The 12,854-nt window shown below is 60.9% G+C and carries 15 protein-coding genes and 1 pseudogene; 1 reads left to right on the top strand and 15 read right to left on the bottom strand.

Translation table 11 applies throughout. The features are described 5' to 3' along the window. Nucleotides 1-58 precede the first annotated feature (58 nt). The 4 genes and pseudogenes from CFE428DRAFT_RS16530 to CFE428DRAFT_RS16515 form a co-directional block, all read right to left on the bottom strand. A pseudogene (locus tag CFE428DRAFT_RS16530) lies at nucleotides 59-1,470 on the bottom strand (class II fumarate hydratase). Nucleotides 1,471-1,645: 175 nt separating this feature from the next. Next, nucleotides 1,646-2,137 (bottom strand): GNAT family N-acetyltransferase, encoded by a 492-nt coding sequence (locus CFE428DRAFT_RS16525; protein WP_006980743.1) that lies wholly within the window; start codon nucleotides 2,135-2,137, stop codon nucleotides 1,646-1,648. Next, the gene (locus CFE428DRAFT_RS16520; RefSeq protein ID WP_006980742.1) at nucleotides 2,134-2,895 is read right to left on the bottom strand and encodes a class I SAM-dependent methyltransferase; all 762 of its coding nucleotides are present in this window, start codon (nucleotides 2,893-2,895) and stop codon (nucleotides 2,134-2,136) included. Before CFE428DRAFT_RS16520 ends, CFE428DRAFT_RS16525 begins: the two co-directional genes overlap by 4 nt. 63 nt (nucleotides 2,896-2,958) lie before the next feature. Further along, nucleotides 2,959-3,507, bottom strand: coding sequence for a class I SAM-dependent methyltransferase (locus tag CFE428DRAFT_RS16515; RefSeq protein ID WP_157447545.1), 549 nt, complete (start codon nucleotides 3,505-3,507; stop codon nucleotides 2,959-2,961). Between the two features lie 246 nt (nucleotides 3,508-3,753). On the opposite strand from CFE428DRAFT_RS16515, the gene CFE428DRAFT_RS16510 reads away from it, so the two are divergent. Beyond that, nucleotides 3,754-4,314 (top strand): response regulator, encoded by a 561-nt coding sequence (locus CFE428DRAFT_RS16510; protein WP_006980740.1) that lies wholly within the window; start codon nucleotides 3,754-3,756, stop codon nucleotides 4,312-4,314. A 21-nt stretch (nucleotides 4,315-4,335) separates the two neighbouring features. Here CFE428DRAFT_RS16510 and CFE428DRAFT_RS16505 read toward each other — a convergent pair whose 3' ends face one another. The 11 genes from CFE428DRAFT_RS16505 to CFE428DRAFT_RS16455 all read right to left on the bottom strand — a co-directional run bounded on the left by CFE428DRAFT_RS16505 (nucleotide 4,336) and on the right by CFE428DRAFT_RS16455 (nucleotide 12,792). Continuing rightward, nucleotides 4,336-4,704 carry a hypothetical protein gene (locus tag CFE428DRAFT_RS16505; protein ID WP_006980739.1) on the bottom strand — a complete coding sequence of 123 codons (369 nt, stop codon included), beginning with the start codon at nucleotides 4,702-4,704 and terminating at the stop codon, nucleotides 4,336-4,338. A gap of 89 nt (nucleotides 4,705-4,793) precedes the next feature. After that, complete coding sequence (locus CFE428DRAFT_RS37435) at nucleotides 4,794-5,060, bottom strand: hypothetical protein (protein ID WP_131989843.1); 267 nt, start codon at nucleotides 5,058-5,060, stop codon at nucleotides 4,794-4,796. A gap of 171 nt (nucleotides 5,061-5,231) precedes the next feature. Next, nucleotides 5,232-6,683, bottom strand: coding sequence for an Asp-tRNA(Asn)/Glu-tRNA(Gln) amidotransferase subunit GatA (gatA, locus tag CFE428DRAFT_RS16495; protein WP_006980737.1), 1,452 nt, complete (start codon nucleotides 6,681-6,683; stop codon nucleotides 5,232-5,234). Nucleotides 6,684-6,686: 3 nt separating this feature from the next. Then, the gene (gatC, locus tag CFE428DRAFT_RS16490; RefSeq protein ID WP_042725133.1) at nucleotides 6,687-6,971 is read right to left on the bottom strand and encodes an Asp-tRNA(Asn)/Glu-tRNA(Gln) amidotransferase subunit GatC; all 285 of its coding nucleotides are present in this window, start codon (nucleotides 6,969-6,971) and stop codon (nucleotides 6,687-6,689) included. A gap of 182 nt (nucleotides 6,972-7,153) precedes the next feature. Then, on the bottom strand, nucleotides 7,154-7,546 hold the full coding sequence (locus CFE428DRAFT_RS16485) for a hypothetical protein (RefSeq protein WP_006980735.1): 393 nt from the start codon (nucleotides 7,544-7,546) through the stop codon (nucleotides 7,154-7,156). 7 nt (nucleotides 7,547-7,553) lie between these two features. After that, complete coding sequence (locus CFE428DRAFT_RS16480) at nucleotides 7,554-8,180, bottom strand: hypothetical protein (protein ID WP_006980734.1); 627 nt, start codon at nucleotides 8,178-8,180, stop codon at nucleotides 7,554-7,556. Between the two features lie 38 nt (nucleotides 8,181-8,218). Beyond that, nucleotides 8,219-9,955, bottom strand: coding sequence for a putative ABC transporter permease subunit (locus CFE428DRAFT_RS16475; protein WP_006980733.1), 1,737 nt, complete (start codon nucleotides 9,953-9,955; stop codon nucleotides 8,219-8,221). 100 nt (nucleotides 9,956-10,055) lie between these two features. Further along, on the bottom strand, nucleotides 10,056-10,475 hold the full coding sequence (locus tag CFE428DRAFT_RS16470) for a hypothetical protein (RefSeq protein ID WP_006980732.1): 420 nt from the start codon (nucleotides 10,473-10,475) through the stop codon (nucleotides 10,056-10,058). A gap of 24 nt (nucleotides 10,476-10,499) precedes the next feature. Then, nucleotides 10,500-11,303: a hypothetical protein gene (locus tag CFE428DRAFT_RS33850; protein ID WP_006980731.1), complete on the bottom strand. Its 804-nt coding sequence runs from the start codon at nucleotides 11,301-11,303 to the stop codon at nucleotides 10,500-10,502. Continuing rightward, nucleotides 11,300-12,046 (bottom strand): hypothetical protein, encoded by a 747-nt coding sequence (locus CFE428DRAFT_RS16460; RefSeq protein ID WP_006980730.1) that lies wholly within the window; start codon nucleotides 12,044-12,046, stop codon nucleotides 11,300-11,302. The genes CFE428DRAFT_RS33850 and CFE428DRAFT_RS16460 overlap by 4 nt, the downstream gene beginning before the upstream one ends. Continuing rightward, nucleotides 12,043-12,792, bottom strand: a complete 750-nt coding sequence (locus CFE428DRAFT_RS16455) for a hypothetical protein (protein WP_006980729.1) — start codon at nucleotides 12,790-12,792, stop codon at nucleotides 12,043-12,045. The genes CFE428DRAFT_RS16460 and CFE428DRAFT_RS16455 overlap by 4 nt, the downstream gene beginning before the upstream one ends. Nucleotides 12,793-12,854: the final 62 nt, after the last annotated feature.

The raw sequence follows: 12,854 nt of genomic DNA, 5'->3' as shown, positions 1-12,854 counted from the left end.
GAACTGCGGTAGGAAACGCTCCCGATTTCTATCTGCCGAAATCCACCAGGCGCGAGGACTATCCTCCGGCCGCGCCTTCGCCGCCGGGCTTGGTCATCTCGACCGGGTCGAGCGCTTTGGCGAGCTCGGCCTCGGGGAGGACTTGTTTCTCGCGGCAGATTTCGCGGACGGTCTTGCCGGTCTTGGCGCTTTCCTTGGCGATCTCGGCGGCTTTGTCGTAGCCGATGATCGGGGCGAGGCTGGTGACCATGGCCATGGAGTATTCGACGAGTTCGTTGCAGCGCGCGACGTTGGCCTGGATGCCGACCACGCACTTTTCGCGGAAGACGTTGCAGACATTCGCGAGCAGCTTGATCGACTCGAGGATGGCGTCGGCGAGCACGGGCATCATGACGTTGAGCTCGAAGTTTCCATTCGCCGCCGCCCAGGTAACCGTGGCGTCGTTGCCGATGACGCGGGCGCAGACTTGCATGACGCTTTCACAAATTACGGGGTTCACCTTGCCGGGCATGATGGAGCTGCCGGGCTGCGTCTCGGGCAGGCGGATTTCGCCGATGCCGCAACGCGGACCGCTACTGAGCCAGCGGATGTCGTTGGCGATCTTGAAGAGCGAGACGGCGATAGTCTTGAGCTGGCCGCTGGCCTGGACGAGGCCGTCCTTGGCCGCTTGCGCTTCGAAGTGATTGCGCGCTTCGCGGAAGGCGATGCCCGTCTGGCTGGCGAGGTGGCGCATGACGATGCCGGGGAAATCGGGATGGCAATTGAGGCCGGTGCCCACCGCGGTGCCGCCGAGGGGCAACTCCTGGACCGCCGCGAGCGCATTGCTGGCGCGGAAACCGGCGTATTCGATCTGTGTGGCGTAGCCGCCGAATTCCTGCCCGAGGCGCACGGGCGTGGCGTCCATGAGATGGGTGCGGCCGATCTTGATGATGTCCCAGAATTCCGTGGACTTCTTTTCCAGCGCAGTCTGCAACTCGCCGAGTGCGGGCAGGAGCGCCTTGTGGAGCATCTCGCCGACGGCGACGTGAATCGTCGTGGGAATGATGTCGTTGCTCGACTGGCCCATGTTCACGTGATCGTTCGGGTGCACGGGTTCCTTCGAGCCGATCGGTTTGCCGGCGAGTTGGGAGCAGCGGTTCCCGATGACCTCGTTGGCGTTCATGTTCGTCGAGGTGCCGCTACCGGTCTGATAGATATCGACCGGGAAATGCGCGTCGAGCTGGCCGTCGATGACTTCCTGGGCGACGCGGGCGATGAGGTCGGTGCGCTCCTGAGAGAGGCGGCCGAGCTCGAGATTGGCCTGCGCGCAGGCGCCTTGATGAGGCCGAGGGCGCGGATGAATTCACGGCCAAAGCCGCGGCCAGAGACGGGGAAATTCAGGACAGCGCGCTGGGTGGAAGCACCGTAAAGCGCTTCGGAGGGCACTTCCATCGTGCCCATGGAGTCTTTTTCAATACGGGTGGAGGACATGTGAATTATCGGAATGTGGAATGTGGAGTTCGGATTACTCTGCAATGAGAGCGGGAAAGGGAGGGGAAGCTTGCACGATGGGCGCGCGGAGGGGCAATGACGAATGACCGATCCCGTACGAAGAGAATGATGCGGCTGATGCGGGCTTTCACGGGCGCTGCGAAGGAGGCGGCGGCTACAGTGGCTTGGTGAAAAAGAGGGAGCCACCGGCTTCCGGTTGATAGGTGGCCTGCTTGAAGCCCGCGGCGTGGTAGACGGTGAGCGCGCGGCGATTGTTTTCCAGCACTTCGAGGGTGAGCTTGCAGCAACCGATTTCCCGGGCGCGCTTTTCCACGGCGGCGAGGAGTTGGCGACCGATACCGGTGCCGCGCCCAGCCGCGGCGACGTAGAAGTCGTGGATATTGAGGAGCGGACGCGCGGCGAAGGTGGAGAAGCCGCGGAAGCAAATGGCGAGGCCGATGGGTTCGCTGCCGCGATAGGCGAGGAAGATCATCGTGGTCGGATGGGCGCGCAGGCCGGGAATCAAAGTGCGGCGGGTATTCTCGGAGAGCGGCGCGCCGTCACCCATCGGATCGCGGGAGTAGGCGTCGAGTAGTTGGAGAATGGTGGCGCCGTGATCTTCGCGGGAGAGATCGGCTTCGAGAATGGTGATGGCGTCGGAACTCATGGCTGCGGCCGGAGATACCAGATTTCGCCGCCGAAGGGAAAAGTGCCGGTGGGGCCGACGAAGAAGGGGCGCACGGTTTCGAGCGACCACTGGTAGATGTCCTCCAACTTCTCGGTGCCTTCTTCGACCTTGGCGATGACGTTGCTGTGCGTGTTCTGTTGCCGGATGAATTCCTCCGGCGTGTAGACCTTGTCGTAGGTGTAGCGTTCTTTGCCGAGAAGGGTGAAGCCGTGGCGCCGGGCGTCCGCGTCTTCGAGCGGTTCTTTATTGCGCGGTGGGTTGGGGTAGCGCGGGTAATAGATGTCGTCGCACCAGCGGCGGAACTCCGGGTTCTCTTTCATCTGGCCCCGGAACGCGTGATGACAAACGACGAGCGTGCCCGTGGGGCGAAGAACGCGGCGCGCTTCGGCGAGGAAGCGGGTGCGATCGAGCCAATGAAAAGCGATGAAGACGGTGATCAAATCCGCACAGTGGTTTTCGAAAGGGAGAGATTCGGCAGCGGCTTCGAGGTATTGAATGCGCGGATGCGCCGGTGCTTGCGAGAGCATCGCCGGAGAAATGTCGGCGCCGATCACTGCGGTGGCGATCTCGGTCAGGGCGACGGTGGACATTCCCGTGCCGCATCCGATATCGAGGGCGAGCGGGACCGGTCCGTCGAGTTTCAAGAAAGCCCGAATCCGCTCCATGACGAGCGGATGGAAATAAGGACGGTCCAGCGTGTAGCGCTCGGCCGCGCTGGGGTGGGCGAAGTGGTTCACGGGAAAATCAACCCGCCCGAGCCGGGATCATCGCCCGGCGACTTTCGAAATGTGCCGGGCCGCCTAGTGGCGTCCATTGCCGTTCCGCGAATGGCCATTGGCGCCATTGACGTGGGCATGCCCATTCGCCGTCTTGTAAAACTTGGTGACGAACATGGGCGGGATGTTTTGCAGGCAATACTCGGACTCGACGCGCGGGAAGTGCCGGCAGTGGCCGACCAGCTCATTCGTGACCTGATAGATGATGAAGGCCGAATGATCCTGCGGGGCGAGCAAATCGTAGGTGCTCCGGAGGAGCTCCTTTTTTTTCTCGGGTTGCAGGATGCTGAAGGGGATGCCGGAGACGATGTAGTCGCAGTGGCTGTGACCGTGCTTGGCCAACTCCTGACAAAGGAGGGCGGCGTCGGAGTTCAGGACCGTGACCCGGCTGTCGCCGCGAAACTGGTCTTCGAGGTGCTGGGCAAACTCGGGGTCGAGTTCGAACAGGATGACCCGTGAATCCGGATGCATGCGGCGGACGATTTCGCGGGTATGACAACCTTCGCCAGGGCCGTATTCGGCAATGACGCGGGGTTGGCTGAAATCCATCTTGGCAGAGACGCGGCGGATCAAGGCGCGCGAGCTAGGGATGATCGAAGCGACTTGGAAAGGCCGTTGGAGGAATCGCTTAAGGAAAATGGCGCTCATTCGGGGTGCCGGAAAAGGCGGCGACTATCAGCGTGTTGGCGGAACTTGTCCAGCGCGGGGATGTGGCGAATTTTGCCATTTTATAGTGCTTATGTGAAATCGGTGGAAAAATGTAGACACCTTACGTGGAAATAAGATAAAAACGTGGTAATTACAAAAAACCTATAGCCCATGTCCCAAGCGACGCATAACTTGATGACCGTTAAGGAAACCGCGGAATATCTGCGGATCCCCCTTCCGACGGTATACTACCTCGTGCAGCGCGGTCAGCTCCCGGCCATCCAGATCGGTGGTCGCTGGCGGGTGAAGAAGGATTTGCTGGATCGGGACGTGTTGCATTCGGAGGAGCAGGGTCAGCCGACGGTGCTGGTGGTGGACGACGACGAGGCGCTCCAGAGCATGTTTAAACTTTTCCTCAAGAAGGCGAATTTCAGCCGCCTCGTGGTGGGCACGGGCAAGGAAGCCCTCGCCGCACTGCAGAAGCAGAAGTTCGATTTCTGTTTCCTCGATCTCCAATTGCCCGACATCACGGGTGACGAGATTTACAAGTATGCCAAGGAGATCGACCCCGATCTCCCGATCGTGATCATCACCGGCTACCCGGACAGCCAGATGCTGGATAACATCCTCAAGCACGGCCCGGTGACGGTGCTGAAGAAGCCGTTGCAGGTGGAGCAGCTCAATCAGGTGCTCCGCATCCTCGGCCACAAGTCGACCGCGAAGGCGGCTTAAGGATCGCGGTCTCAGGAAGCGTTAGGCGCGCTTGAGTGCGTCTTCGCCGATGAAAAGGTTCCGTTGGCGGAAAGGCCCCGGCGTGGCGATCAATGCGTAGGCGCGACCGAGCGGCGTGTTAAAGCCGAAATGCGGTTCTTCCAAAGTTCGTTCCGAAGATGACGCCCAACGCGGCACCTTGCCGAAGAATGTAGTTCCTAATTCGTCCGCCGTGGCGGCGAGGTAGCAGTCGGTGACACGGACACCTGTCTTCGGAGGTTCTTCGAGCAGCATCTCGAGCCGCGGTTCCAGGTAGAATTCATCGAGGAAATTCCGCAAAGCGAAACCCGCGGAGGAGCCGGCCAGAATCCTTTCGGCAACTTCTTTAAGGCTTTGTGGTCGGGAATCCATCGAAGATTTCGCGAATTAAGAATCGGATTTGGAAAGTATGCGCTGACTCGGATAGAAGCACTTTCAATTTGGAATACCGCCTGAGCATTCTAATTTGAATTGCCACTGAAATAAAGGTTGGCACAGAGTGATTTCGGAATGTGCTTTGCTTCGCTCTTCAACTTGGCCGGCCCGGCACTCCTCGGCGTGCTGGCGATTCCCGGTGTGGTCCTGTTGGCGATCTTGGCCCACATCATCTTCAATAAAAAGTCGGCCCTGCCTCCGCCCTTGCCCGGGGCGCCCACGCCAGGGCCAAGCCAATTGAATATCGGCAGCGTTTTATTGGTTCTGCTCGTGGTGGGCTGGATGTTGGTCATTCTTTACTGCGACTTCGGACCCCACCGCTGATTTTTTCCAACCCGGCATCAAACAGAGCCCACTCTGCAGCCTTCCCGTCCGCGTTCGTCATTGAGACGACTCAGCGCGGTGAGAATGGTTTTTGGGGAGTTCCTGACTCGTCACCGGGCAGCGTAAACGCCCCCGCGTGACTACGCGAGCGTCGGCTGCGCGTTGTGCCAGTCGGTCGACTGCTCGTAGGCGTCGGCGATTTGCAGGAGTTGCGCTTCGCCAAAAGGCTTGCCGAGGATTTGCAGGCCGATGGGGAGCTGGCGGCCGTCCACGTTGGCGAAGCCGCAGGGCACTGAGATGCCGCAGATACCGGCGAGGTTGGCGGCGATGGTGAAGATATCGGCGAGATACATCTTCAGCGGATCGTCGCTGCGGTCGCCCGCCTTGAAGGCAGGTTCCGGCGAAGTGGGGCAGACGATGGCGTCGCACTTCTCGAAGGCCTTGGTGAAATCGTCGCGGATGAGCGTCCGCACTTTCTGCGCGCGGAGGTAATAGGCGTCGTAGTAGCCGCTGCTGAGCACGTAGGTGCCGAGGATGATCCGGCGCTTCACCTCGGGGCCGAAGCCCTCTTCGCGCGTGCGTCCGTATTGATCGAGCAGACCCGTCGGGTCCGGCGCGCGATGGCCGTAACGCACGCCGTCGAAGCGCGCGAGATTGGCCGAGGCCTCGGCCGTGGCGATGATGTAGTAGACGCCCACGGCATGCTCGGTGTTCGGCAGGGAAACGTCGACGATCTCGGCGCCGAGCGATTCGTAGTGCTTGATCGCAGCGCGGACCGCGGAGTCCACCTGGGGATCGACGCCCTCGATGAAATACTCGCGCGGCAGACCGAGGCGGACGCCTTTCAAATCGCGCCCAAGTTGCGCGGTGTAATCCGGCACCGGCTCGTCGAGGCTCGTGGAATCCTGCGGGTCGCGACCAGAAATCACGTTGAGCAGCAGACCGGCGTCGCGCACCGTCTTGGTGAAAGGCCCGATCTGATCGAGCGAAGAGGCAAAAGCGATGAGGCCAAAACGGGAGACGCGGCCATAGGTCGGCTTGAGCCCCACGCAACCGCAGAGCGCGGCTGGTTGACGGATGGAGCCACCGGTATCCGAACCGAGCGAGGCGAAGGCTTCGTGCGAGGCCACAACTGCCGCCGAGCCACCGCTCGAACCGCCGGGCACGCGCGAGGTATCCCACGGATTGTTCGTCCGGCCGAAGGCGGAATTCTCCGTCGAGCTGCCCATGGCGAACTCATCGAGATTCGTGCGGCCAAAGGGGATCGCTCCCGCGGCGCGCAGCTTGCGAATGACCGTGGCATCGTAATTGGAGCGATAGCCGAGGAGAATTTTCGAGGCGGCGGTGCAGGGTTCGCCGGTGACGTTGATCACGTCCTTGATGGCGATCGGCACACCGCCGAGCGGCAGCGAGACATCGGCGCTTTCCGCCAGCTTCAGCGCGGCGTCGAAATCGCGCGAGAGGTAACCATGAATCTGCGGATCGACCTGCGCGATGCGCGCCTCGAGGGCGCGCACGGTGTCGGCGGGCGAGACTTCTTTCGCCCGCAGCTTCTGCTGCAGGCCGGCAACGGACAAAGAGGTGAGTTCCATGCGCTACTCGATGACCTTGGGAACGACGAAAAGCTGGTTGGCCGAACGCGGGGCGTTCGAGAGGGCCTGTTCGGGAGTGAACCAATCGCGCGGGACGTCCTGGCGGAAGACGTTGAAGACGGCATTGGCGTGGGCGGTCGGTTCAACTCCGGTGACGTCCACTTTCTCGAGTTTCTCGACGTAGGCGAGCACTTGCGAAAGCTGCGCCTGGAATTTGGCGGTTTCCTCCTCGCTCAAATTCAAGCGCGCCAGTTGCGCGGTATAGCGGACGTCAAAAGCGGCACTCATAAATAGGAACGGTGAGTAGAGCGGGGTGCGGCACGACATTCAACGCCGAACATCGGTGAAGTGGCGAATGGAAGGGGTGAACAGTAATCAGTAATAGCGTGGCGCAGCGACTCACTCATTACTGAACACTGATTACCGTTCACTTTCCCTCCTTACGCGGCAACAGAGCGCCGTCGCTACACTTACTGATGCGTGAAGATGAAATACGCCCAGTAGAGCACGGCGCCGAAGGCGCAGAGCAGCACAAAGAAAAGGAAACGGCCGCGGCGGCGCTCGGCGCGCAGGCTCTTCACCCGGGCGGGCATGGCGGCGTTGAGCTCGAAGCCGTAGCGTGGGTCGTGCAACGCCACGCGGGAACCGCGGCGGGCTTCCGTGCGGCTGGCACGCTTGACGAGTTCCTCCCGGCGGGCGCGCTCCTGCTCCTTGCGGATCTTCGGTGCGTCCTCGATCAGGCGCTGGTTGCGCTCGATCTCGGCCTGCAGCTTTTGCTGCTTCTCCTCCAGGGCGCGTGCTTTCTCATCCAGCGGGCTGGCGCCTTTCGTGGGCTTTTCCGGCTTCCGGCGTTTGGGCAGCATGCGCATCCTACTTATTGAAAACGGCGAGAAGGACGATGATGAGGAAGACACCGAGGACCAGGATGGGCAGGGTGAAAGCGAAGCCCGCCTTCAGCCAGTACATAAAATCCTTTTGCTCGGTCAAGGCATATTCCGTCTGATAACCCACGCTCGCGGCAACGTGATCCGTGCCATCCGTTTCCCTCGCGGAACTGATCTTCGGCAGCGAAGCAGAATACTCCGCCCGCGCATCATCCACCGCACTCAGCGCCTTGGTCAGTTCCTTGTTGATATCGAGCCCTTCCCAACCCTTCGGGTTGATGGAGTCCAGCACATCGAGGTGGCTGGTGAAGGATTCGTGAATGCTGTTCAGCAATTCCACGCGCTTTTTCGCGTCGTAAGTCTCGCGCTCGAGCACGACGACGGCGCGGGTGAATTTCTCCACCATGTCGCCCTTGCCCGCCTGCAGTTGCTCCTGCCGGCGGCTCAGCTCCTCGAGCTCACGCTTCTGCCGCTCGATGAGTTCCTGCTGGCGCTTGAGCGCGAGCAGTTGCTCCTGCGCCTTCTGCACCTGGTTATCGAGATGCTCCCCCGCGAGGGAATCTTCTTCGGGGAGATCGAGGTATTGGTCGTCAGAGCGCGTGCGGTCAGCCATGGGTATGCGTGGGTGTACGCGAGCGTAGCGTCGCGAATTTATATTTCCAGATTTTTCACGCGGCGGATGGCGAGAAGCAGCGGAAAAAGCATCACGCTGAAACTCAGGAGCAAGGCGAGCGCATACGGCAGTGCCGTCGGGACCTCCCACGGAAACTTGCTGACCCGCGCGATATCGGGCAAGGCCGACAAGCTGACAAAGAGCGTGATGTAGAGGAAGCTCGCCACGAGGCAGAGCGTGCCGCCGAAACCGCTCACGATCTTGCTCGGATTGTCTTCCTTGAAATTCGGGAACAACGCGCCGAGCCCCACCGAGAGCCCGCTGAGCGTCGCGCTCATCAGTGCGATGGCCACAGCGAAGAAACCGACGCGCAACCACGGCAGGTGCAGCATCAGGCTGGAGGTAATCATGAGGCTCACGGTGATGGCTGTGGTGGTAAAAACGCTCGTCCAGAATTTCTGCAGCAGCACCTTGCGCAGGCCGATCGGCGCAAGGCCGACGAGCCAGAGCAGGCGGCCTTCGAGCGAGAATTGCGGGAAGACGAAGCGCGTGGTGAGGGTGGAGAGCGTGAGCGAGCAGGCCGCGAGGTTCAGGTAGCTGATCATCGTCTCCCAGAACGGATTCTGGAAATTAAAGGCCACGTTGCGAAGGTTTACCACATAGATGCAGAGCAACCCGAAGAAGATCATGAACTGGATCCACTGGGCGGGATCGCGCCAGAAGAGCCGGGCATCCTTCAGGACGAGCGCCGCCGTGGGCGGAGACCACGGGCGGAGGAAATTGGTGATGTATTCCAGCAGTTCCGGCCGGCGCTCGCGCTGGCGTCGGGCCACGGCCTGCCGCTGAAACCGGGCGGCGCGGGAACTGAGCGCCATCGTCCAGCTCCCAAAGAAAAAGCGGCCGATCACCTCATAGCCGACCAACAGGCCCATCATCGCGTAGCTGAGCAGCAGGAGGAAGGAGAAGAGGCCCTGCCGGGTGAGCCCTTCGCTCCAGGCGAGGACGGTCTGGGCGAGCCACGCGCTGGGGAGGAAGGGGTTCACGCTGATCCGCGTGTGGCGCAGCAGTTGGTCGAAGGACAGGACGTCCTCCTGGGAGAGCGCTTCGGCATCGGTCACCGGCTTGATCCCGGCGATGAGCAGCGCGAGGACGCCGAGCGAGATGACCAGGACGATGTTCTTCACATCGCGATGGCCCAGGAGTCGCACGAGAAAAATCACCGCCCACGAACCAACCAGCGCCGGGATGATGACGAACGGCACGAAGACCACGGCCATCTCCAGGAAGAAAATCGGCGAGGCCTCGTGGACGCGTCCGTAAGCGAACATGAGCGGCGCGCTGAGAAAGAGCAGCGCCCAGCTCGACACCGCGAGGGCCTCGAGGAATTTCCAGCGGTAGATATTCGGCGGAGGCAGCGGCAGCGAGAGTAGCCAGGTCGTCTCCCGGCTCTTGAAGAGCGTGGAGTAGCCGATGATGAGGTTCGAAAACACCAGCATGATGAAGAAGAACCCGAAGACGAGATAGATGAGGCGCTGGGAAAGCAGGCTGCCGACCAGCGGAAAGCGATAGAGGAAATTGAGCCCCTCGAAGAACATCCAGTAGCCGAGCGCGAGATAGCCGATGATGAAGCCGCCGAGGATGGCGATCATCGCCGGCGATTTCTGCCAGATGCCCCGCCAGCGGGCGACGAACGAGCGCCATTGCACCCACGACAGGAGCCGGAAAAGCTGGAGCGTGGAGAGTGGACGTGAGTGGGAGGAAGTGGCGGAGTCCATCGATCAGGGACGATGCAATCGTACCCCATGAATACGAGCAAGGGGAACCGTGGGGATTGCACCGCTACCTGGTGGAACCAAGTGTTCGCTCCAATGTCGTTCAGACGCCATTGGCTCGCTCACCCTTCGTCGGAAGGAGCGAGTGGTATTGGGACGCGACCGCGCCTTTGGGAGTCACCGCCAGATCGGCTTTCTCCATTTGATCCATCCAGAGGCGCGCGATCTGGTCGCCCGAAACGCGCGCCTGCCAGCGGGACAGCACTGCCGGCGCATCGCATGGGCCAATGATGGTGAGCAGGAGCATCGAAGTCTCCGGCGGACTGATCATGCGATGCAATTTGAACCGTTCGACGAGTGCTTCGACGAGGGCATCGAGGGCTGCTGGTTGGTGCAGATTGGCCGCGAGAAAGATGGCGAATTTGGGACCGGCCGGTGTCTCCAAGGCTTTGGTCTCGCACTGGACGATTTCGCGCGCAGGAGCGGAGGCCGAACCGAACAGGCGCTTGATGCGATCAAACATTTCCCGGGTTACGTTTGGGTTGCTCTATTCTACCGGTACCAGTTCGACTTTGAGGAGGAAGATCTCGAGGTGCTTCGGGGGATCCTCGGTGGGATAGATGCCCATAAGGACGCGCTCGCCATTTTTGAGGCGCCGAGAGGTGGTGACTTTGTTGGTGTTGAATTCCGGTTGCTCGACGATGGTTTTGCCTTTGTGGGCGGCGCCTTCGATGGTGACTTTTTTGAACCCGGTCAGCCGGACGTGTTGCGGGACGATATTGAGGTCGATGGTTTTGCCATCGGGCGCGATAACGGGTTCCACTTCGAGGGTGACACCGGCGTTGCGCGTTTCGAAAGCGGTGGGGAAGGCTTCGAGAGTGCTCACGTCCACGCTGGGGGTGACTTTGGCGGGTGGGTCGGCGGGCACTTCGGAGACATTCAACGTTGGGGGATGATACTCCGTGGCCCAACGGATTTCCTTGATCGCTTCGATGACCGCACGTTGGCCGGTATGGGTGGTCATGATCGGCCATCCGATGAGTTTGGCGGTGCCCTTGGCCAGCATCTGCTGAATGCGGGTATTGGCAGCTTCGATTTTCTCTTTTGACTTCAAGTCCGGCATCAGCGCTATCCCGATTCGCTCGGGGACGGCGACGACTTGCATTTCGATGCGGACATCGGGTGTCGGCCGCTGTGGCCGGGTTGGATCGAAAACGGGAGCGGCAAGGGCACCGCTAGCCGGAGCAGCAAGGGCGCCGCTCACTGGAGCAGCGAGGGCACCACTGTCATCACACCAGGTGGGGGCGGAGGTGAGGGCAAGAGCCAATGGAATGAGGAGAAAAGGCTTCATGGATGGTTGGAAAAGGTCGGGACGGAAGGAGGGAGGAGGGTCCACCGTGCATGGAGAATATGCAGTTCCACATGCGGCTGGGGTTCGGCGAAAACGAAGACGCCGACGAGAGTCGGTTCGTCGCGACGGATGCTCAAATACGTGGTGGCTTTAGCGCTTTGGAATTCCGGTCGTTGCTGGACACCGGAGACGCCGAGCGGCGACTCCTGCCCGCGCCATTGGCGAAACCCGGCGAAGCGGAGATAGGATGAAACCAAGCTGAGATCGATGAGCTGATATCCCGGAGCCATCAAGCTCTCTATCTCCAGAGAGGCGCCCACGTTTCTCGTTTCGAAAGCAGACGGCGTGAAAGCACCCCACCAAGGATAAAGCCGCGCCATTTCTTTAAGCTCCGCCTCCGAAAACGGTTGGGGTGGATTGGGCGGCATGGGCTCTGTGGCGTATCGGTACTCGACTACGCTTTGGGTAACGACGCGCTGACCACTCTCTGACCACACTACCGGCCAGTCGATCAGCGTGGCTTTGCCATCCCCGATCATCTTTTGCAACTGAGTCCATGCGGCCGGTGCAGTCTTCCGGTCCCGGAGCGCGGGAACGAGGTGCAGCGCTTGCGCCACCGAGACGCTGACCATTTGCACGTCCACGCGGATGCGAGCCTGAGACGGGGGCTCCTCACCCCACGCCAGTGATCCGCCGAGACCGGCCGTGGCGATGAGGGCAAGGAGGGCGGGCCAATTCTTCATTTGGCCTTTGTCGTGGGTTGGGTACGGACACGGAGGAAGAAGAGTTCCATGTTGGCTTCATCCTCGGGGATCTTGTGGAGGCCGAGGAGCACACGCTGCCCAGTGTGGAGGTGCAGGGCGAAAGTGTCGCTCAGCGTGGAAAAGAAGGGCTGCTCGATGTATTGATGTTCGCCGGAGTGCACGACGCCGATGTCGTATTTGTGAAAGCGGAGAAAGCGGACGTGTTGCACCGCTATCCCTAGAGCGATCCATTGACCGTCGTCGGAGACCTTGGGTTCCAGTTCCAGCGTGGCGCCGACATTGCGCGTTTCAAAGGCGGTGGGGCAAGCTCCGGTGATAGGCAGATCTTTGTACGCGGCGTTTTTTTCAAGACGTATCTCCTGTGGAATTTGAGGAGGCGTGAATTCGGTGGGATAGCGGACTTCCCGAATCTCTTCCGCGATCATCTTCTGCTCTGTGTCGCCGCGGACCGAAAGATTGGCGACCAAGGTTGCCTGACCCTGCTCGATCATCTGCTGCAGTTTGGCCCACGCGGCATCGATTTTTTCGTCGTCGCCCAAATCGGGCAGTAGCGGCCAGGCGAGCTTCTGGGGCAACGTAACCATCTGGCATTCCGCGATGACCGTCCATTTGCTGTCGGATGGTGCGGGGGCGTTGCCGGCGCGTCCGGGGAGGCCGAGGGTGAGCAGGAGGAGGGCGGCACCGAGGATATGGCGCAGGAAGAGAGTGGAGGGCGTGAGCTTCATAGGGTGCAGGGGAACTTGCCGCGGGTCACATGGTGGAAAACAATCGCTGGAGAGGCCGTCTG

The organism is Chthoniobacter flavus Ellin428, assembly GCF_000173075.1.
Taxonomy (GTDB): Bacteria; Verrucomicrobiota; Verrucomicrobiia; order Chthoniobacterales; family Chthoniobacteraceae; genus Chthoniobacter; species Chthoniobacter flavus.
This window is presented reverse-complemented; position numbering and strand designations above follow the sequence as displayed.